This is a genomic window from Qipengyuania qiaonensis (genome assembly GCF_019711515.1).
In the GTDB taxonomy this organism is placed as follows: Bacteria; Pseudomonadota; Alphaproteobacteria; order Sphingomonadales; family Sphingomonadaceae; genus Qipengyuania; species Qipengyuania qiaonensis.
Genome location: NZ_JAIGNO010000005.1, coordinates 1 through 18,893 on the forward strand (window position 1 = coordinate 1; position 18,893 = coordinate 18,893).

General features: G+C 60.7%; 25 protein-coding genes. 13 read left to right on the top strand and 12 right to left on the bottom strand.

The window, feature by feature from the left end:
- Positions 1-206 precede the first annotated feature (206 nt).
- A complete protein-coding gene (locus K3174_RS09245) occupies positions 207-614 on the top strand; it encodes a winged helix-turn-helix transcriptional regulator (RefSeq protein ID WP_221557986.1) in 408 nt (135 codons plus the stop codon).
- 24 nt (positions 615-638) lie between these two features.
- Here K3174_RS09245 and K3174_RS09250 read toward each other — a convergent pair whose 3' ends face one another.
- Together K3174_RS09250 and K3174_RS09255 are read right to left on the bottom strand one after the other, a co-directional pair.
- Positions 639-1,424, bottom strand: a complete 786-nt coding sequence (locus tag K3174_RS09250) for an HpcH/HpaI aldolase family protein (protein ID WP_221557987.1) — start codon at positions 1,422-1,424, stop codon at positions 639-641.
- A complete protein-coding gene (locus tag K3174_RS09255) occupies positions 1,421-2,101 on the bottom strand; it encodes a TetR/AcrR family transcriptional regulator (protein WP_221557988.1) in 681 nt (226 codons plus the stop codon). The genes K3174_RS09250 and K3174_RS09255 overlap by 4 nt, the downstream gene beginning before the upstream one ends.
- Positions 2,102-2,204: 103 nt before the next feature.
- Here K3174_RS09255 and K3174_RS09260 point away from each other — a divergent pair, with 103 nt between their 5' ends.
- Entirely contained in the window at positions 2,205-3,371 is a 1,167-nt protein-coding gene (locus K3174_RS09260; protein WP_221557989.1) for a phytanoyl-CoA dioxygenase family protein, read from the top strand.
- A gap of 186 nt (positions 3,372-3,557) precedes the next feature.
- On the opposite strand, the gene K3174_RS09265 is transcribed toward K3174_RS09260, so the two are convergent.
- The 3 genes from K3174_RS09265 to K3174_RS09275 all read right to left on the bottom strand — a co-directional run bounded on the left by K3174_RS09265 (position 3,558) and on the right by K3174_RS09275 (position 5,911).
- The gene (locus tag K3174_RS09265) at positions 3,558-3,929 is read right to left on the bottom strand and encodes a hypothetical protein (protein ID WP_221557990.1); all 372 of its coding nucleotides are present in this window, start codon (positions 3,927-3,929) and stop codon (positions 3,558-3,560) included.
- 79 nt (positions 3,930-4,008) lie between these two features.
- Positions 4,009-4,533: a hypothetical protein gene (locus tag K3174_RS09270; RefSeq protein ID WP_221557991.1), complete on the bottom strand. Its 525-nt coding sequence runs from the start codon at positions 4,531-4,533 to the stop codon at positions 4,009-4,011.
- Positions 4,484-5,911, bottom strand: a complete 1,428-nt coding sequence (locus K3174_RS09275; protein ID WP_221557992.1) for a hypothetical protein — start codon at positions 5,909-5,911, stop codon at positions 4,484-4,486. The genes K3174_RS09270 and K3174_RS09275 overlap by 50 nt, the downstream gene beginning before the upstream one ends.
- A 172-nt stretch (positions 5,912-6,083) precedes the next feature.
- On the opposite strand from K3174_RS09275, the gene K3174_RS09280 reads away from it, so the two are divergent.
- From K3174_RS09280 to K3174_RS09310, 7 genes are all read left to right on the top strand, one after another.
- Positions 6,084-7,655 (top strand): HNH endonuclease, encoded by a 1,572-nt coding sequence (locus K3174_RS09280; RefSeq protein WP_247712067.1) that lies wholly within the window; start codon positions 6,084-6,086, stop codon positions 7,653-7,655.
- An 11-nt stretch (positions 7,656-7,666) separates the two neighbouring features.
- On the top strand, positions 7,667-8,146 hold the full coding sequence (locus K3174_RS09285) for an SMI1/KNR4 family protein (RefSeq protein ID WP_221557994.1): 480 nt from the start codon (positions 7,667-7,669) through the stop codon (positions 8,144-8,146).
- A gap of 139 nt (positions 8,147-8,285) precedes the next feature.
- Positions 8,286-8,759 carry an SMI1/KNR4 family protein gene (locus K3174_RS09290; protein ID WP_221557995.1) on the top strand — a complete coding sequence of 158 codons (474 nt, stop codon included), beginning with the start codon at positions 8,286-8,288 and terminating at the stop codon, positions 8,757-8,759.
- A 12-nt stretch (positions 8,760-8,771) separates the two neighbouring features.
- Positions 8,772-9,077 carry an antitoxin YezG family protein gene (locus tag K3174_RS09295; protein ID WP_221557996.1) on the top strand — a complete coding sequence of 102 codons (306 nt, stop codon included), beginning with the start codon at positions 8,772-8,774 and terminating at the stop codon, positions 9,075-9,077.
- A 93-nt stretch (positions 9,078-9,170) separates the two neighbouring features.
- Positions 9,171-9,563: a hypothetical protein gene (locus K3174_RS09300; protein ID WP_221557997.1), complete on the top strand. Its 393-nt coding sequence runs from the start codon at positions 9,171-9,173 to the stop codon at positions 9,561-9,563.
- A gap of 57 nt (positions 9,564-9,620) precedes the next feature.
- The gene (locus K3174_RS09305) at positions 9,621-10,094 is read left to right on the top strand and encodes an SMI1/KNR4 family protein (protein WP_221557998.1); all 474 of its coding nucleotides are present in this window, start codon (positions 9,621-9,623) and stop codon (positions 10,092-10,094) included.
- 294 nt (positions 10,095-10,388) lie between these two features.
- Positions 10,389-10,799, top strand: a complete 411-nt coding sequence (locus tag K3174_RS09310; protein WP_221557999.1) for a hypothetical protein — start codon at positions 10,389-10,391, stop codon at positions 10,797-10,799.
- A gap of 1 nt (position 10,800) precedes the next feature.
- Here the strand turns inward: K3174_RS09310 and sctT are convergent, their stop codons facing one another.
- From sctT to K3174_RS09345, 7 genes are all read right to left on the bottom strand, one after another.
- Positions 10,801-11,628 (bottom strand): type III secretion system export apparatus subunit SctT, encoded by an 828-nt coding sequence (sctT, locus tag K3174_RS09315; protein WP_345719617.1) that lies wholly within the window; start codon positions 11,626-11,628, stop codon positions 10,801-10,803.
- 7 nt (positions 11,629-11,635) lie between these two features.
- A complete protein-coding gene (gene sctS, locus K3174_RS09320) occupies positions 11,636-11,896 on the bottom strand; it encodes a type III secretion system export apparatus subunit SctS (RefSeq protein WP_221558000.1) in 261 nt (86 codons plus the stop codon).
- Positions 11,897-11,926: 30 nt separating this feature from the next.
- Entirely contained in the window at positions 11,927-12,619 is a 693-nt protein-coding gene (gene sctR / locus K3174_RS09325; RefSeq protein WP_221558194.1) for a type III secretion system export apparatus subunit SctR, read from the bottom strand.
- Positions 12,619-13,596, bottom strand: a complete 978-nt coding sequence (locus K3174_RS09330; protein WP_221558001.1) for a FliM/FliN family flagellar motor switch protein — start codon at positions 13,594-13,596, stop codon at positions 12,619-12,621. The genes sctR and K3174_RS09330 overlap by 1 nt, the downstream gene beginning before the upstream one ends.
- Positions 13,589-13,975, bottom strand: coding sequence for a flagellar biosynthetic protein FliO (fliO, locus tag K3174_RS09335; RefSeq protein ID WP_221558002.1), 387 nt, complete (start codon positions 13,973-13,975; stop codon positions 13,589-13,591). Before fliO ends, K3174_RS09330 begins: the two co-directional genes overlap by 8 nt.
- Before the next feature lie 14 nt (positions 13,976-13,989).
- Entirely contained in the window at positions 13,990-15,144 is a 1,155-nt protein-coding gene (locus K3174_RS09340) for an EscU/YscU/HrcU family type III secretion system export apparatus switch protein (protein ID WP_221558003.1), read from the bottom strand.
- Positions 15,145-15,240: 96 nt separating this feature from the next.
- Positions 15,241-16,092, bottom strand: a complete 852-nt coding sequence (locus tag K3174_RS09345) for a DUF1521 domain-containing protein (RefSeq protein WP_221558004.1) — start codon at positions 16,090-16,092, stop codon at positions 15,241-15,243.
- A 192-nt stretch (positions 16,093-16,284) separates the two neighbouring features.
- Here K3174_RS09345 and K3174_RS09350 point away from each other — a divergent pair, with 192 nt between their 5' ends.
- The 4 genes from K3174_RS09350 to K3174_RS09365 all read left to right on the top strand — a co-directional run bounded on the left by K3174_RS09350 (position 16,285) and on the right by K3174_RS09365 (position 18,869).
- A complete protein-coding gene (locus K3174_RS09350; protein WP_221558005.1) occupies positions 16,285-16,749 on the top strand; it encodes a hypothetical protein in 465 nt (154 codons plus the stop codon).
- Positions 16,746-17,174: a helix-turn-helix domain-containing protein gene (locus K3174_RS09355; RefSeq protein ID WP_345719618.1), complete on the top strand. Its 429-nt coding sequence runs from the start codon at positions 16,746-16,748 to the stop codon at positions 17,172-17,174. Before K3174_RS09350 ends, K3174_RS09355 begins: the two co-directional genes overlap by 4 nt.
- A 169-nt stretch (positions 17,175-17,343) precedes the next feature.
- Complete coding sequence (locus tag K3174_RS09360) at positions 17,344-17,958, top strand: cyclin family protein (RefSeq protein ID WP_221558006.1); 615 nt, start codon at positions 17,344-17,346, stop codon at positions 17,956-17,958.
- 167 nt (positions 17,959-18,125) lie between these two features.
- Positions 18,126-18,869: a DUF6683 family protein gene (locus K3174_RS09365; protein ID WP_221558007.1), complete on the top strand. Its 744-nt coding sequence runs from the start codon at positions 18,126-18,128 to the stop codon at positions 18,867-18,869.
- Positions 18,870-18,893: the final 24 nt, after the last annotated feature.

An 18,893-nucleotide genomic window follows, 5' to 3' on the forward strand; every position in this document is an offset into this window, starting at 1 on the left:
TAATATCACCAACCGGACGAGGCCCACACTCCGAAAAATTACGCCCCGAAGTGTGCCAAATGTTTTGACGACGGACAATGGTGCATTCCTGTTTGAACGGCGGGGAGCTTGGTGGTATAAATTTGTTACCTAATGAATATTCGGAACCGCAATCGTGTGCAAGGAGGCACACGTTTGAGCCTCGGTAACAAAGAAGGAACCAGCCTATGGCGACGCGACAAACGGAAGGTCAGGCGGCTTGCATACTCGAACCGGGTCAATGCCCCGAATGCGCACGGATCAACGAGGTGCTGACGCGGGTTGGCGACCGCTGGAGTGTACTGGTCATCATCTCGCTCGCCCGTTACGGGACGCTGCGGTTCAACGAGCTTAAGCGGAATCTCGGCATTTCTCAGCGCATGCTCAGCCTAACACTGAGCGAACTGGTGCGCGACGGACTGGTCAACCGCAAGCACTATCCGACCATCCCGCCCAAGGTCGAATACTCGCTCACCGCAATGGGCGAGTCGTTTCGCGAACCGGTCAGCGCGATGGGCCTTTGGGCGCTCGAAAACCTTCCGGCTATCGATTCCGCAAGACGAAATTATGATGCGCACCGCAACGATCACCCGTAGTGCCCGGTTCGCTTCCGCATTGCGCTATTCGGCAGTCCCGCCCGCTGCTTCGCCGCATTCGACCACAAAGCGGCGCGCCATTTTCGCCAGCATCATGTTGAGATAGCCCGCGAACAACCGGAAGCCGAGCGGGTAAAGCCGCTTGATCTGTTCCGGCTCGTTCACCAGCACGCCCAGATGCTTGCCGTGCTCGCGCGCCTTGGTCGCCACCTGCATCATCGCGCCAAGGAAATCGGGGTGTGTGAACTGCAGCGGGATACCGAGGCTGGAGGACAAGTCGGCAGGGCCGACGAAGATGACGTCGATACGCGAGAGCGACATGATCTCGTCGAGATTGGCGATCGCTTCGCGGGTTTCGATCTGCGCGATGGTCAGCACGGCCTCGTTGGCCGCGTTGATCCTTGCAGCAACGTCGCCCTGACCCATTCCGAAGCCGAGATTGCGCGTCATAGCCAGTCCCCGCGAGCCATGCGGCGGGTAAAGCGCGGCCGTCAGCAATGCCTCACCATTGGCGCGCGAATTGATCATCGGCGCAACGATCCCAACTGCGCCGAAATCCAGCGGCTTTCCAATCGCTCGCCGGTCGAGCGAAGGTACCCGCACAAGCGGCGCGCAGCCGTGCGCCTCGCAAGCCATCGCAAGGGCAGCGACCTGCTCGGGGCCGACGGTTCCATGCTCGGCGTCCAATATCAGGAAATCGAAACCGGCGCGGGCAAGAATTTCCGCCTGGGCCATGCTGCTGCCTGGAGTGAACACACCGAACACTGCCTCCCCGCCGCCAAGTTTCGCGCGCACTGTCTTGGCCGTCATTGCTCCAGTCCTTTTTCTTCGAGTGCGTCGAGCCGGGCGATGAGCCGGTCCTTGAACGCTGGGCCGGCATCGGCGCACAGGGTGATGAACATCCCGCCCATCATCTGGATGCGGTACTGGGCAAGCTGGATATAGCCGTTCATCCAGTCCTGCCGCGCGAGGCGCTGCGAGGCGAACAGGCGTGTGGCGAGCCGGGCCGGATCTATCCGTCCTTCGAGCAGGCCCTGGTCCACTGCATCGCGACACACTTGGATCGCTTCCTCGACCGAACGCGCGAAGATGCCGGAGGCGGATTTTTGCTCGAAGAAGCCGATTCGCTCGCCCGCAATGAACGCAGCGCGATAGAGCGGTTCGTCCGAGGCCAGCAGCGCGAGCAGCGAGGTGGCAAAACTTTCGACCGTGGCGATGGGATCGGTGTGATCGAGGTCGGTTCCCGCATCCATCACCGCCCGCATGCGCTCCACCACCAGCGTTTCCAGCAAATCGCTTTTGCGGCCGAGCAGGTTGTGGACCGTGGGTACGGTCACATCGGCGCGCTCGGCTAGCCGGGCCAGGGTCAGTGCGTCGATCCCTTCGCGGGCGATCATGGTCGCCGCGCAGCCAAGGATATGGTCGCGCCTCTGGAGCTTGTTCGCAAGCCGTGTTGCCTGTCCGCGCGCCTGTGGCTGGCTGGCCATGAAGAATTGCACCTCGAATTAGCTTGACTGACATATTTGCATGAGCATAAAATTTTATCAAGAATAAAAATTGCCGATTCGTATCCACTGAGGAGCTTCTGCGATGGTTACCGACATTTCCGCTTCGATCGACGTCTGCGCGGCGCATTACGGCAAGGATGCAGAGGCCATGCGCGCCTATCTGGTCGCAGGCCAGGAACGCGCTCTGGCGCTGCTCAATCGCGGACCGATCCGGTTCGATGACGAAGGTGTGCTCGCCGCCGATATCCGCGCGGCCTATTCGGCTTACGGCTTCTATGTTTTCAAAGGTGCAGTTTCGGCGGAGGAATTGGCCGATCTTGAAGCCGGGATCGACGATCTGCGCTCGCGCTTCCCGCTTCAGCCGGGCGGCGAAACCGACGCGCAGGGCAATCCGGCAGTGGGCGCGGGCAATCGCGCGCCAACGCTGCAATGGGTCAGGCCGCTATCCGATCCGCTTGGCGGCACGGAACTGTGGAACGGTCGCCATCAGGTGAAGCTGTTCGAACCGCAGGCCGCGCAGGATGCGCCCGAATTCGCACCCTTCGTGCTGATGGGGCATGTCCAGTTCTCCGACGAGTGCCTGCGCGCCTATGCCCATCCACAGCTTCTGCGCGTCGCGGCGGCGATCAACGGGGAGGACTTTGCGCCGTTTCACGACGTAATCTTCTTCAAGGATCCCGGGTTGGGCGCGGCGGTATCTTGGCACCAGGATGGCGATACGCACTGGGATCACCCCGCGTTCGACGAGGACATCCATGGGTTCAATTTCATGCTCCAGCTATACGGTTCGACTGCGGTCAACGGAGTCTGGGTCGTGCCCGGCACGCACAAGCTCGGCAAGATGGACATCAAGGCGATGATCGCCGAAGCTGGATCGGAACGGCTGCCCGATGCCGTTCCGTTGGTCTGCGAAGCCGGCGACGTCGTGATATGCAACCGTCAGCTGGTCCACGGCTCATTCGCTAACACCGGCTTCGAACCGCGGCTGACGATCAATTACGGTTTCCACCGCCGCGCTTCGGTTCTCAATATCAAAGGTGCCGGAATGCACAGCGAAGCGGCAGTCTATGACGATGCCCACATCCGCGAACGTTCACGCGCACTTGGTCTTGCAATCGCGGCGCGTCGGGCGCGGTTTCCGGAGGAGGCGGCATTCGAATACAAGCCGCTTGCAGGCGAAACTTTTGTCTATGATGCAGCCGCCAGAGCGAGCCTCCACGACTACAATCTGCGCGACCTTAGCATCTAGGCCGTGCATCTCATAGATCGCACTGATCCAGAACTTTGCCAAAGACGACTTCATCGCGGTCGTCGGACCAATTCTGGCACAGCCGAAATGCTTGATCGATCAAACACGCGTATTGGCGTTTCCAGATATTCCGGCGAGAACGGCCTGCAGAGACGGTCCCGAAGTCGAACAGGGATTTGGGCGCATTCAGCGCGCATAGATTGCCAGCAAGCTCGTCATCATTTGTCGCCCGCCATCTTGGGCCGCCGCAAGCACTTCGGGTGGGGCGTCACGCCAGAATAGCGGCGAAGCCATCATTTCGACATCCGCATTCTGCTTCAGCGTCTCAAGGATGGCAAACGCCGGATGGTCGCGCGGGTCCTTGCCGGCTGCAGCCAGTTGCGCGAGCAATGCCACGAGCAATTGTGCGTGGCCAACGGCTCGATCTGAACGCGTGGCGCGGCGTGGCGAAGCCGGCGCGTTGGTCGCCGGGGCCTGCGTCCAGGTACGCTTGAGGGGCGCGGTAGCACTGTCTGGCAGGCGAACGCGCGGCAAGCCGGAGTATACGGATATCGCCATACTATTTGCAGTGGGCCCGCCTCGCGCGCTTGTCACTGCGCAAAACGATTAGGCGTCATCTGGCCCTGTTGAAGCCCTCCTAGATCAGCCCTTCGATCGGAATCGAGGAAATGATTTGGGCTGGTTTGGGGTCGCGAGTGCCAGGTCTGGTAGGAACGCTGACAATGGCGATCCTGGCGGTTGGTCGATCAAGATCCTCGTACACAAAAGACATGGCCTCGAAGTCGGGACTGTCGATGACATCGGGGTCGCGAATCCAATCTTCTCCCAAAGCCTGCGCGAATTCCGGCGCAAGGTCTGCCAGATTTGTCTCGGCGTCGAGCATGGCAAGATACTTTTCGCGATCGGGCAAATCGCCAAAGAAGCGATCCTGAACGCTTTTTGACGCGTAGGTCAGGCGGCCGAATTCGCGGCTGCCGAAGGGTCGGTTGTTTCCCGGAAAGTCGTTGGACAGAGCAGGAGGCAGCTCCATTGCTACGCTTTCCGGGGGCGACTGCGAACAGGCCATCAGCAACGTTGCGCACATTCCTGCGAATGCGCCCGTTGTCATGCTCCTATGGGCGCACCGAAGTAATCTGACTGGTAAAGGCCTGGAAGGCTTCACTGCTGATCATCCTGTTGTTGGTCTCCGGATTAAGCGGAAGAGCCGTATCGCGCAGGATATCCGCAGCGTCCGAAGTCGGATCACCAATTACCGCGTCAACCGAAGCGCTGATGACACGCTTTGACACGAAATCAACGACGGGACCAGCGGGTCCGGTATCAATGAATTTCAAGAGCCCGCCAACAACATCGGCGGCCAATTGACGCTGCGCCTCAACGTCGGCTGTGATCTGTTCGGTTGCAGTATAGGTAGAGGCCATGAAATAGCCCAGCGACTCCGCCGTTGCGTATAGCTCGGTGCCATCGGCCAGAGTGATCTGACTTTCGAGCTGGTCGACCGCATTGCCGGTCAGGTCATTGCCCAGCTGAAGACGCGCCATGGTCTCGCCGAGCGCGTCGGCCTGCCCGCTCTCAAGCATACCTTTGGCATACGCGATCATCGCTGCGCCATCATCGAAGCGGCCGTCCTGCGACAGTTCGAGCGTGATCCCGGTCGTGTTGCTTCCTAGCACATCGCTCATGTCATCGACGACCGCGGCGATGGTGTCAGACTTGCCGATCACGGTGAAGCCGGGGAGGCTGCCGACATCATCGACTTCGGCAAGCCTCGTGCCGGCAGCATCAAAGGCGCGTGCGCGCTGCTCCACGCTGTCGATCGGAGAAGTTCCACCCACCGAACTTGCGCTGGCTACCGCCTCCATGATCGCGGTATAGCTTTCGGTATCCCAGCTCAGGCTGCTTGCGCTTGCCATGCCCATGCTTGAAGTGGTGATGTTGCTCTCGATCGAGCTGTCGATCACGGCTTGCAACTCGGTATCGTCAAGCAGGCTCAACGCTTCGGTCACGGCCTGCCCGCGCATGCTGGCGACAACCGTGCCGACCGCGTTGGCTTCGGCGTCCGCAAAAGTCGACGTCGAGGAGCCGATGCTAGTGGAGCTGAAGCCACTGCTGTCGGTCGTCAACGGGGCGATCTCGGCGATGAAGTCCAGCTTCTGCTGGGTGCCGCCATGGGTCGCAACGGCAGCGGCCAGTTCGCCTATCGGAGTGAAGCCATCGCTGTCGCCACCGGTAGTGGAGAAAGCCTCGGCGACGCGGGCAAGCTGCGTTCCATCGAGTCCGCGCGCCAGGTCGGCGAAGAGTTCCTGCCGCTCGGCACTCCCTAACCCGCCAATGATCGGACGGGACTGCATGATTTCACCGGCGAGCTTCTGAAGGTCGTCGTCGGACAGGCCTTCAATGACCTCCTGACGCTGCGCCGGCGGCAGTGCATCGAGGTCGGATGCAATACTGCGCAGTTCGCCGGGGGTTACCGGATTGAACAGGCCGGAAGAAAGGCGTTCCTGTGTGCGACTGATGGTGTCTTGGACGGGATCGGTCATTTGGAACTCCAAGAAATCAGGGATTGATCGCTCAGTGTAATGCCCGAAGCCGTGCCAGGGCGAACTCCGCAAATCGAGCAAGCTTGCTAGTCGTTTTGACTATGCTCGACGGACAGGGCCGGAGGTAGCTTGCCAAACATCCAGGAAGTTCAAATTCGTCGGAGCTTTGAAGATGGTCGAAACAGCATCGGCACAGGGCGCGCAGGGATCGATTTCCGTGGCAAGCAATGCGGGCACGAGCGCGGACCCGCAGACCGCTGCCACAGCAATCATAGACCGCAACACCAATCCTTCCGGTCTCGACATGGAAGGCGTAAGGCGCGACCTTGCGGCGCTTGCCGCGCAGGACACAGATTTCGCCGCCGAGGTACAGACTGCGGTCGAGGCTCGACTTACGCCGGTGCAGCGCGGACAGCTCGCCTCCGCAAGCTATTCGATCGATGCACCCGATGGCGGCGCCATCGCCTTTGCCGAAGATGGCATCACCGTGGCGGAACAGTTTGCATCGCCACAAGGCAGCCCCAGCCGGCAACAATATGATCGGTTCGACCGCATCTGGGGCGATGGCAATCCCGCAACCAATGATGTGGCCTCCATTGAGCAGGGCCTTCGGGATCTCAGCGCCAGCGGCCTGACGCTGGCGCAGCTAGAGGCCGCCACTGGCACACCTGCTGCCGCCAACGAAAATGCGATCGACACGTCCACCTTGATCGCCGACCTGACACAGATGGGTATCGATGTCGTCGGTATTGTCGACCCGACCGGCATCGCCGATGGCGCGAATGCCATCATTTCGCTGGGCCGCGCGGGGCTGGCTTTGTGGAATGGTGAGGGTAGCGAAGCGCTCGGCCATATCGGGAATGGTGCGCTTTCAGCAGTCAGCATCCTGCCGCTGGGCGACCTTGCCAAGGCGGGCAAGATCGGCAAGTGGGCCGACACGATTTCCAGCGCCGTGCGCGCCGCAGCGGACAGCCCCGCGGTGGCCCGCACCGTCGAACCGCTGCTGCGCGAGATCAGGACCAATCTGGACCGCATTCCACAAAGTGCGCTCGATGCCCTGCCATCCAGCGCACGCGAATCGGTCGAGCAAATGAAGACGCAACTCGACGAATTCTTCGGCGCAGGCGCGCGCAATGCCGACGAGGCGATCGCGGGTGGGCGGATCACCGCCAACGGCACATTAGTGCTCGATACAAATCGCGGCGCAACGTTCCAGGCCGGGGGCCGCACCCAAGCGATCGGTGACACGCCGAGTGTTGCCCCGCGCGCCGATGGGCGGCAAATGGTGACCGACGTGAACGGCGAACAGACTATTGTGCGCCGTCCGAGTCAGGACAATTACGATACGCGTGTGGTGAATAATGACGGAACGGTCACCTACACTCGGGAAGGGCAGAGCGTGACCTACGATCAGAACGGTTTCCCGATCTTCGAGGCCACAGCTGACCTCTATCTCAGCCCGGCAGCGATCAATTCGCGGAGCGACCGTGCGCATTTCCAGGAAGCCAACGAGATGATGCGCGACGCCCTGCGCGCGGATCCCTCGCTGGCTCAGCGCCTGGGCCTCAACAACGATCAGGTCGCCTTCCTGACCCGCGACACGCCTGCGGGAAGCTCGCCCCCCGGTCTGACTTGGCACCATCATCAGGACACCGGTCGGATCCAGCTTGTCGATCGGGATGTCCATGACCACTTCTCGGGAGGACACACCGGGGGTATGCGTATCTGGGGCGGTGGCCGCTAAAGGAATTGGGAATGGCTGAAATCGTGTGGGAACATTACATTGATGTGCCGGTGAAGGGCGATGAGAGCGCCGTCAGCGCGCTTGAAACCCGGCTCGATGTGAAACTCCCTGAGTCGGTTCGCCGGACCATCATCGATCATGCGGGCGAGGCGCCCGAACCCTCGGGTATTCAGGTCGGCGACAAGTCGATCACCACCTTTGGCACGGTGCTCTATGCAGGCGGCACCAAGGATGAGGCGCGCTATTCCTACTCGATCGAACGCTGGGTGGAGGCGATCGCACGCTGGAGCGGTGCGAGCGACGCTTCGCAGCTCAAGCTTTTCCCTTTTGCCACCAACACCGCGACAGGCTATTTCTGCCTCGATTATCGGGAAGACCCAGCGGCACCCACCATCGTTTTCGTCGATCTAAACTACGATTTTGACGAAAGCACGGCGATTCTGCCTGTCGCCTCCGACTGGGAGGCCATGCTCGCCAAACTGCACGACTGAGCCTGCTCGCCACGCGCGACGTGATACTTAAACTCCGAGTAGAATAGAGCTGGTTTCGCTTGCTGGGCACCGCATCACCAATGACATTGGAGAACATTTGCCAGGACAGTGGGCGCACGCAGAGCGCCGAGGAGCTATAATGCCAGTCTTCGGTGACGACCTACCGCTACCGCCACCCCCGCCCGAAAGGATCGAGCGCATAGAAGAGAGCTTCGCGCGGTCATTGCCCGATGATTATGTCGCTTTTGTCCGCGAGCATAACGGATCGAAACTTGCCCAGCCGACTGTCAGCACTCCGGTTCGTGAAATTGTAATCGAGCGATTTTTGCCCATTGTCGGCAACCCTGCGGAAGATGTCGGCGGGTGGGCCGATGTGGCTGTTGTCGCCACCCAGCTCGATGCGCGCCTGTCATCGTCGGAAGACGGGATAGGCCTTGAACTCGTGCCTTTTGCGGCTTTGTTCGGCGGCGATTTCCTTGTGCTTGATTATCGCGGCGAGGGCGCGGTGGTGCCGAAGGTATCCATCTGGTTCCACGAAAGCTCCGAAGATTTCGCGCCGGATGCACGGCCGATCGCCCCGAGCTTTGGCGACTTCATAAATGCGCTGCCTTAAACCTTCGATGCAATGAATAACGAGCTTTACCAAACCCTCGCCAAGGCGCTGGTGGCGATTTGTCCCGACGGGTTCGATGAGGCGCGGGTTGACGCCGAACTTGAAGGCGACTGGTCGCAAAAGGGCTATTATTGCAAGGTCGGTGGCATCTGGTCGAACGGCAAGTCCGTGCCCGCGGATCTAGACTTCGAAGTGGACGATGCGCTTCATGCGCTAAGGGGTATGATGCGCCAGGAGGGGCGTGAACCCTGGGCGAAGTGCAGCTTCCTCATGAAGCGCGATGGGAGCTTCACCTTCGATGTAAGCTATCCCGAGTAAGCCGGCTTCCCGGTCGACGATTCGTCAGCAGATCAGGCGAAGAATGGCTCAGTGATGCTCGAATGGGTCCTCATCATTTCAGGAGTATCATCGTTGACCCAGCCGATTTTCGATCAAGCGCGCGCGGATGAGGTTTTGAACCAGATCGGCCATGAGATTGTGTCGTCGCCGAAGTACGCGGAGTATGATTGGGTCGCTATCAGTCTGGTAATCAATCTTGACGAGCAACGGAGCCAGTTCGGGTATGTCTATACTCGCGATGATTGGGAGGCGCGAACGCCGGGGCCCGTTACACTAGGCATCGCCGAAGAGTTGCGAGAGGTAACGCAAGTCCCCGGGAAAGATCCTTGGAAGAAAGCGCTGATCACGATCGTGCGCGCGACTGGAAAGATCGACATCGACTTCGACTATGAGGGCGACCGTTGGATTGTATCCGCGGCCCATCCTGACCTTCTCGCAAAGGAGTTGCGGCCGAACGGCGCGTGAACTGTCGATTGTGTCCAGTCATGACGCGCCGTGCTGGGCTTCCATGAGGGTCGCGCCATGAAAACAAGCTGGACGCCATATGTCGAACCACCCGTACCTCAGGAAGAGGCCGCAGTCGCCAATCTGGAGTGCACGATGAATATCCGTATCCCCGACGAGTTTCGTGCTGTGTTCCTCGAACATGGCGGAGATGCCGCAAGCCCTGATCGCATTCCGATCGGATCGAAGAGTGGAACCGCTTTTGGCCCCATCCTCTATGTCGGTGGGCAGAAAGCGCACGCCGACTACACCTATTCCGTTGAATGGGCGGTCGAGACTCTCGCCCAGTGGTCGAAATGCGACGGCTTGGCTTCGCTCAAATTGTTACCTTTCGCGACGAATACCGCTACCGGCTATTTCTGCTTCGATTATCGCGATCAACTAACAAATCCCCCCATCGTTTTCGTCGACATCAGCTACGACTTTGCCGAAAAAGTAGCGGTCTTGCCCGTGGCGGAAAACTGGGCTGACCTAGTCTCAAAACTGCATTGAACGCGGCGATCGGGCGGAATTCCCGATTCCAAGTCTGCCTCAGCGCCTTTTAGCGAGGTTTACGGTGGAATGATGATCGATATGATCCCCGTGGATTTCGACGGCGCAGCTCCGGCATTGGTTACGGAGACGCAGATCGTGCAGAACAACCGGGCAACCGGGTTGAAGTAAGAATCACGGCAGAATACGCTCCGGGTAGTACCAGCGCTCGTCCTGACAATTTTGTCGCAGAGTACAGTGTCAACGGCGGAAACTGGATGAGCCAGACCTTCGCCAACAGGTAGCCAGGCCGCCATGACTTTCGAAACCGCGCAGATCCAGGTGGTGCAGAGTGTCGCCACCGACTTTGCCACCGACACTTGGGTCCACGCCATCGTCGATCTCGAGATACTCGAGTTTCCCGACGGCTACGACATCGACGTCCAAGCGATTCTGATCACGCGAGACAACGGCCAGCTTGCAAGCCGCCAGTTCCAGTTGAGCCAGCCGACGCGGGATGCGGTCGCCAAGCTGTACCGCCAGCGCAAGGAAGAAGCCGGCGACAAATTCGGCGGCTTCGTGCTGAGGATCGACCATCCGGGCCGCTATCGCTTCGATTTCAGATATGAGAAACCCAAGCGTCTGAGCGGCGTATGGGATGCCGAACGTCAGGCCTATTTCGACAATTACCTCGAGCATTATCGCGCAGAGGTCGGCGCGCAATAGGCTATTCCTCCGCGCTTCCGCCGACCAGCTCCATCACCGCTTCGGCCGTTTCGCTGCGCGAGGAGAGATCGCTGAGGACGGCTTCTCCCAGCAGCGGAAGCGTCATCACCAGAATCAAACTCGCCGCCATGCTCTTGATCGGCAGCGACAGGATGAAGACGTTGAACTGCGGCGCGATACGGTTGAGCAGGCCAAGCCCTGCGTCGATAAGGTAAAGCAGCACAATCACCGGCGCTGCGAATAGGAAGGCGAGCACGAACAGCCGCCCGAATTCGCGTTCGAACAGAACCACGGTCTCGGGATCGAATTGCAGCCCGCCCAGTCCTAACGGCCAGATTGCGTAGCTCGCCATGATCGTGCCCACCAGCAGCGTCATCCCCCCTGCAGTCACGAACAGCACGCCTGCAAGCCTTGTCAGGAGGTTCGAGGTGAGCGAGGCCATCGACCCGCTGCCCGGTTCGACGATCTGCGCCATCGTGGCGCCAACCTTATTATCGATAATCTCGCCAGCCACGCCCATCGCCCACAGGATCGTCGCGAAGAAGAAGCCGATCACGGTCCCCGCACCCGCCTCCTTGGCGAAGATGAACAGGAGGTCCATCGCCGACAAGTCGCGCGGGATAAGTTCGGCCTGGGCATTCAGCATGATAAGGCCGAAGGTCACGATCAGGCTGTTGCGCACCAGCGGCGGCATCGTGTCGCGACCGAACAGCGGCATGAACAGGATGGCAAAGGCAAACCGCGCCGAGGCGAGCCCGATGAGCACCGCCTGCCCCATCCACGGCGCGAAATCTGCAAGTGCGCCGCCGGTGTCGGTGACGTAATTCACGCCCGCGCTATCCGACGACGCTGTAGAAACGGCTGAAGATGTTCTCGCTGAATGCGATGAGGCTTCCCGCGAGCAACGAGGCGGTCAGGAAGATCGTCAGGATGATGGCGAAGAACTTGAGGGTGAATTGCAGCGTCTGTTCCTGCAGTTGCGTCGCCGCCTGAACGATGGCGGTGAGCAATCCGACCACCGAAGCGGCGATGATCGGAGGAGCCGACAGGAGCAGGATGAGCCACAGCGATTCAATGGTGAGCGCAATCGGATCCATTATGTTGCGGCTCCCAAAGAGCGGATGGAGCTACACATAGGATAAAACCAAGCCATGGGCGAGTTTGACCCATCCATCTATCAAGACGAATAATAATATCTTGAAAGGTAACGATATTGTCACTGGCGACAACATCATCATACCCATCGCCAGCAAGATATTGGAAATGACCATGTCGATAATCAGAAAAGGCAGGAATATCAGGAACCCGATCTGGAACGCTATGGTCAGTTCGCGCACCACGAAAGCGGGCATCACCACGATGAAATCGCTCTCGGTCAGTTCCGCCCCGCGCTCCGGCCCGCTGATGCGCTGCTGCGTGCGCAGGAAGAAGGCGCGCTCGCTTGACGTCGAATGTTTCATCAGGAACTCGCGCAACGGTTCCTTGGCGCGGTCGGCGGCGGCGAAGATCGAACCGGTATCGTCGAGCGGGCTGGATTCCTCGATGGCCTCGCCCTCGATCCCGACGGTTTGTTCGCCATAGCCCGCGGCATCGGTCATATCGGAGAGGACCGGATACATGACATAAAGCGACAGGATCAGCGCGAGGCCGTTGAGAACGAGGTTGGGTGGCACTTGCTGCAAACCCATGGCCGAGCGCAGGAGGCTGAGCACGACCACGATCTTGGTGAAGCTCGTCACCATCACCGCAAAGAACGGCGCCAGTGCGATCATCAGGACCGTGACGAGCGCCGAGCCGGGGGTGAAGGCCTCGAACTCCATCATGCACCGTCTCCCGCTGGTGCATTAGTTGGTCCTTCGACAATAGCGGGATCCTCGGCTGCGCGGGGCGGCGCGTTCATCGCGTCCACGAGAAAGGCGAAGGAACCGCCCAGCCGTACAATCTCTCCAGCCGCCACGATTTGCCCGGCTACCAGCAATTCGGCGGCCAACCCCTCGCTCAGCGGGGTCAGCGTGACGGTGCCGCCTTCGGCGAGCGCTTCGATCTCGGCGGCGGGAACCGCCATTTGCGGAAGGCGAATGGTCAACGGCACATGGAGGCCAGCGGGCGCTGCCCCTTGTTTGGGTTCGCTCATGGCTTGCTCTCCTTGGCAGGTGGCAGGGGCGAATACGCCGGTCTTGGGGGTCCAATGGCCGGGCAGGCGACGCGCGCCCAAAGGGGTTTCGAGGATGGTTGGATAAGGTCCGGCGGAAAGGCTCAGCAGCCCGCCCGACGAAAGCGCCTCGACCTCCGTCAGCGGCGCGTTGCCAGTGCGAAACGACAGCACCACCGGAAACGGCGTCCGTGATACGGCCGGCTCGGGCTCTAGCGGCGGCAGCTTCGCCGCATCGATCCGTTGCGGCTCGAACCCGAAAGCAAAGCGGTGTTCGCCGTAGCGCAGCTCGACCCAGCGTGCGCCAGCGCGCCAGTCGGTCGTCACGGTTGCGGGATCGAAAGCCAGCCCGGTCGCGCGCTCGAAAGCGCATAACGCGGCGTCGTAGTGGCTCAAGAGTTCCATCTGCGCGTCAAGGTTTTCGCCTATGCCGTTGCACTCGCCGAGTGGGCACCACAGCATGCCCGAACCATCCGCGAAGACTTGGAGTGCCGGATCGCGCTCGTGCCAGCCGCGCAGCACCTGCATTCCGGGCGCTGCCGTCAGCAGGCGATGCAGGCTATTGGCGAAGCGCGCATGCTCCGCGTCTGCCTCGCGCAGCGAAGTCGCGGCGGGTTCGGGCTGTTGGTTCCCGGCCTCAGCCATCATGCGCCGATCCGGGCCGCTCGCGCATCGCGGCAAGCATGGTCGGCGATAGTCGCTGCCGCACGGCGGCCTCTTCGCTGGGTTTACCGAGCAGGCGTCCGTCGCCATCCCAATGCGCCACAAGCGTCACCACGCCCCCGGTTACGCCCAGCAGCAATTGTTCTCCGCCGCTCTCGACCATGACCAGCCTCTCGCGCGGGCCCAGCGGCAGCGCACGCACGAAACGAAGCGAGCGGCCGCTGACCGCCTCGTCCCCCGTGCCAAGGCGGCTGTCCTGCAGTTTGCGCAACAGCCAGATAACCGTAAAGGCGAGCCCCAGCACGATGGCCAGGGCCAGCACGATCGCTAGGAGCGATGAGAAGATCGTCCCGGTACTCATAGATGTCCAGTTCCTCAGTGAATATCTTCGAAGGCCAGCGGCTCACGCCCCAGTTCCTGTTCCATCGGGGCTTCCTTGGCGCGCGCACGGCGGGCCCAAAGAATGATCTCCGCGATTGCTTCGAACATGTCCTCGGGCACCATCTCGCCGACTTCGCAACGCCCGTTCAGCGAGCGTGCCACCGCGACATTGCGGACGATCGGCACGCCCTCGTCGCGAGCGACCTCACGCATCAGCTGGGCGAGCGGCCCCATGCCCTTCGCCGCGATGACCGGAATCGGCGAGCTGTCGGGATCATGGTCGAGCGCAATCGCGATATGGGTCGGGTTGACCAGCAGGGCCGAAGCTCCGGCGGTGGCTCCGGCAGCGTTGTTCTCGGCCCATTGCTGGTGCATCTGGCGTCGTTCCGACCGGACCATCGGGTCGCCTTCCTCGTCCTTGTGCTCTTTTTTGATGTCGCGCCGACTCATGCGCATTTTCTTGATGAACGAGTGCTGCTGGTGAATTCGGTCGAGCAGCGCGATGGCAAGGAACAGGAAGGCGCACCAGACCAGAAGCTGTAGGGTCACCGAGTAGAAATAACTCGCCGTGCGTTCGCCGGCGATCACGCCGCCATTGGCAGTTTCGCTGAACAAGGCCTGTCGGGTCAGTTCGCCCACGCTTTCGAGCGTGGTGGCGAAGACGATGGCCGTAACCGCGGTGAGTGCGATCACTTTCATCAGCATCTTCACGAGCTCGACCAGCCCGTCCTTGCCGAACATCCGCTTGAGCCCTTCGATCGGGTTGAGCTTATCGAGCGAAGGTTTGATCTTCTCTCCGGTCAGGATCGGACCGGTCTGGAGGAACTCGACCGCGAGCCCTATGGCGGCAAGCGGAGCGAGGATCAGCGCGGACAGGCCGACCATGAGCCACAGCGCGCGCGATCCGAGCCTGTCGGCAAGCGTTGCGAATTCGCCCTTGGTCGCCAAGTCGACCGATTGCTCGGCAAACTCGGCGACAAGGTGTGCGCCGTATCCGATTGCAACGGCGAACAGCAGGCAGAAAGTGAGCGTCGTGAACGCCGCGCCGATATCCTTCGATTTGGCAACGTCGCCCTTCTTACGCGCGTCCTTCAGCTTCTTCGGAGTCGGCTTTTCCGTTTTGTCGCCACTATCCTTCGTTTGTCCCATAGGCCTTTACATCTCACGCTATTACGTGAGTTGGATCAGACATTTGTGTCGTGATTGCGACTCTTGGGCGCGGATAGCGACGAGTTCTGTGAGAGATCAGTCACGCTCGAGCGAAACCGACGCTCCAAGCATCGCGGCGAACGATCCAAGCACCAGGAAACTGCTCATCATTTCGGCCGATTCGCCCAAGCTCAACGTCTCACTTCCCGGCCCGTATTCCCTGCCCACTCGAGTTGCATTCAGGTCGGCCTGGGTCGCGACTTCGCCGGTGAACTCGGAGCGCCAGCCTGTGCCGGTAGCGTTCTCATGCAGCACGAAACCATCGCGGTGTTGGGCATCGATGGCATAGCCATTGTTCGACATCGAAACGTTCAGGTCGCCGATTTTGTTCTGGCTGATCCCATCGACGACAATCGCATTGGAACCCTTGGTAATGACTACCTGGCTGGCCACGTAGGCGTTGGGATTGCCGCCCCATTGTTCGGTGTTGATCGTGACCTTGGTGCCGTTCTCAAGCGTGAAGGTGGTGGTGCCCCAGAAATCGAAGGCACGCTTTCCGTCGACATCGACATGCGGATCGCCCCAGATACGGGTCGTCTCGCCGGTGTCCGAATTACGGATGTAGATTTCGCTGCTGCGCTCGTCGAGCTGGAGCGTGTAGCCATCGCCCAGGTCGATTTCGGCGGTGCTTTGACCGGTGAGCTCGGCGGTCCACTGCCCTTCCGGCGTCCGACCCGGCGGAATGCAACCGGTGTCGGGCAGGCCGCAGAAGCAGAGCATCCGCATCGTCTGCGGAAACGCGCCGAAGGCAAAGGGCGATGCGCCGAGCGGGCTGAACATCGTGCCGATGATTCCGGTGGCAACCTTGCCGTGCTGGTGGGAATTCATCGCCGGAGTCAGCCCAAGACTGGCAGCGACGGTTGCACCTAGGTTGAATGAATTGATCATGTCCTGTTCCTCCAAATCGCTACTTTCCGCTCGCCAGATTGAGCGGCAGAGCGTTTCGCTTCGTCGTTAACTGACATGACAATGGCACTCTCACTGCACATGCGCGCTCGTCGAAACGGTTAAGGGGGGTGCGCAAAATGACTAGGTCGGCGCGCTTGGCAGCGGTGGGCGGTATGCGTACAACCAGAAGCCATGAGCAATGATATCCGAGCAAGGCTATCGGGCGTCGGCGCCACCGGTCGTATTTCGGCAGGCAATGGCCGCGGTCAGACCCATGCAGCGCTGACATCGCTGGCCGGGCGGGTCGCCGAGCAGGTGGCGCATAGTCTTGAATTGCTTGGCGGATCAGGCGACGGCGGCTCGCGTGGGCGCAACTTCATTCAGCCGGGCGACCTATATGATGTGCGTCGCCAGTCCAACGAACTGGCGCGAGAGCTCGGTGCGGATGCAGCCCAGTCCGCCAGGCTCAACCGCGCGCTGGATCGCTTCGCAGAGGCCTGCGCCACGCTGATTGCGGCTCAGCCTGCGGCATTCTCGGTGGAGCGGGTGCGGGCGGTTGTCGAAGAGCAGGGCGCAAATGGCGCAGCCGAGAACGCCGAGAGCGCCTGTGCCGCAATCGAGCATGCCAGCCGTGCGGTCGAGGAGGCCCGGTGGTGAACGGCCGTTTAGGCGAACGCCCAGGGGGCATTGCCTCGGCGGCGCAGAGTGCGCGCCGCGCCGCTGACGGACGTCCCTCGCTGGACCGTGCCGACATCGACAGTCTCGCCAACCTGATAGCCGACCTGCGTGAACGCGAGGCCGAGCGCGGCGCGGCGCAGCGCGAGGTGCAACTGGGCGAGTTCATCGTCGAGGGCTGGCGCGTTCCCGAGGACCGGATCGAAGCGCTGCAATCGCTTTCGCGCACCGAAGTCGCGGTGATGCGGTTCCTGGGTTGGGGCCGCTCCAACGGGGATATTGCGAGCCTGCTCAACATTCACGAGAACACGGTGCGAACTCATATCAATAACGCGATCGGCAAGCTTGAGGTGGATGGCTCGCGGGGCCTCGCGTGCCTTGCCGGACTGTTATTTCACCCGGTCTGAACCCGCTTGCTATGCAGCCGGCCTACGCATTTCGATGACCCCTGCTAGCCATTCTGCCGAGCGCGCGGCCCGACAAATTCGACCATAAACTGCGGCAGGCGACAAGGACGAGAGCTGTCTGAACCGCTTCGTGTGAAATCCGCTAGGAAGTTTTGAAAGGACACATATCATGCCCATCGGTGGTCTAATTCGCGCAGCAATCAACCCGACCAATCTTGCAATGATGGCGCTTGGCGGTCCTGCCGGCTTTGCCGCGATCGCAACAAGGACCCTTGTCAGCCAGATCGGAATGAATACGATCCAGCAGCTTGGCCAAAGTCTCGGCCTGCCGCAGTCGATGATCGATATGGCCCAGGCCAGCTTTGCCGCTTCGGCCGGCATGCCGGGTCTTGCACGCCAGGAGGTCGGTCAGGCTGTTTCAGGCCTCGCCGATCAGTTCAACCTCAGCCCGATGCAGCAGGGCCAGCTTCAGCGCGCGGCGATGGACGATCTCAATAACTTCGTCTCCTCGCTTTCCGAAAGCCGGGAGATGAAAGAAGCGCGCGCCGGCGGATCACGCGGCGGCGGCGGCTGGCTGATGGCCATCGCCGAGACGCTCGGCAAGGAACTTGACCAGATGGCCGGCGACCTCGAGACAATGGCCGGTAACCTGAGCAAGGACGATCCGAGTGAAACGGCCAGATTCGGCGCCCTCTCGCAGCAGTTCGGCATGATGTTCAACGCCACCAGCACCGCGATCAAGGCCATCGGCGAAGCGATGAGCAATATGGCTCGCAAGCAGTAAGACGAACCGACACGAAAATGGGGCCGCGCGTTGCTTCGCGCGGCCCTTTTCATGGGACTGACAATTTCACCCGCTAAAAGTTAAGCGGTTAAGAAAACGAGACAATTCGGTCAGGCCGCTGTCGGAATGACCGGGTGTGTCGGTCCGGGGGTAACAAGGAGTAGATGATGAAGTATGTGATGTCCTTCGCGCTGGTCGTGGCTATCGCTATGATTGCCATGTTCGCCTTTCCTCCAGCGCCCGCCAAGGCGGTCGTTCCGGTGTTCGATATGGGAATGCTGACCAATACCGTTTCGCAGGACCACAACGTCAAATCCGAACAGCGGCGTGCCGGTGGGGCGTCGAAATTGCTATTGAGTCCCGATCCCGCCGTTTCGGCCCCGCGACTGCCGGAAACAGTCCTGCGCTACGATCCATCGGTAGATCAACGCACGGCCAATTTTGCCTCATTTGTCAAGCGGACCCGACGCACAGATCCGCAAGCCGCGGCCGACCTTGAACAAAACGTAAGCCCCAAGATCATTCAGCAGATCGACCAAAGCATTCAGCCATACGGTCTTTCCGCTTACAACCTCGCCGATGCCTATGCGGTGTGGTGGGTCACGGCCTGGGACGCGGTGTTCGACCCTACCAATCAGGCGACCCGCAGCCAGATGCAGGCCGTCAGGCGTCAGGCTGCGAACGCCATTCTTGTGATCCCCGAATTCGGCAATCTGACAAATGCACAGAAGCAGGAACTGGCGGAAGCCTATCTGCTGCACGCCTCGATCATCATGACCTATATCGACTACGCGCAAGCCAACCCTGAAAAGCAGGGCGAGGTCGCCTCGAACATCAAGCAGGGTGCGCTCAAATCGGGCATGGACCTTGACGGGATGGTTCTCACCGAAGGAGGGTTCCAGCCGCGTTGATGCTCGCAAACCAAGGAATGCGAC